General features: G+C 51.5%; 1 pseudogene. It reads right to left on the reverse strand.

Annotated elements, in window-relative coordinates:
• A pseudogene (locus VF724_RS21300) lies at nucleotides 1-545 on the reverse strand (transposase family protein); the annotation flags it as partial.
• Between the last annotated feature and the right edge of the window lie 131 nt (nucleotides 546-676).

Genomic DNA, 676 nt, shown 5'->3' on the forward strand with positions numbered 1-676 from the left:
CCAGCCTGCTGCAATCATCAATGAATGCGATGAGGTGGGTTCTGACCGTTTTGCCGTCAATACGCAGACGCGGCCCCTCCGACATGTCCGTCTGCCAGAAACCGTTTGCGTTCAGGCGTATTCGGCATTTCCTTTCCCAGAAGACCATTCTTCTTCAGGAAACGGTGAATCGTCGAGTATGAGACTTGTTTTGGGAAGATATCCCCTTGTTCAATCAGTTGGTCATAGAAGACGGTAACAGGCATCCAAAGCTTCTCTTTCCGCTCTGCCAGCACATAGTCCTGCTGGTCCTGCGACAGGGTGCGCAGCTGGCCCCGGTCCGAACGGTGGCCTGGTTTTAAACCATCAAATCCGTGTCGGCGGTAGAGCAGATGCCACTCTAGAATCGTCTTTGGCGCATATCTCTTTTCCCCGTAATGCGGCACTTCATGTTTTTTGGCTGATTGCTCCGCTAAATAAGCCTCCCGATCAACCTGATCATGTAGGAGCGGCGCAATGAGCCCGTAGCGAAATAACGCTATTTTTTCTCTTGTCGCTTCATCCATCGGTTAGTAGCCTCCTTTTGAATCGGAAGGCCAGCCGGCTAACCCATGCCGCCATTATAACCGAGGCACCTGCGGTAAGACGATGAAAAAGTTATGTGGAAACGTTATTCTGTTTTCACTACCCGTGCGCC

Source organism: Ferviditalea candida (assembly GCF_035282765.1).
GTDB lineage: Bacteria > Bacillota > Bacilli > Paenibacillales > KCTC-25726 > Ferviditalea > Ferviditalea candida.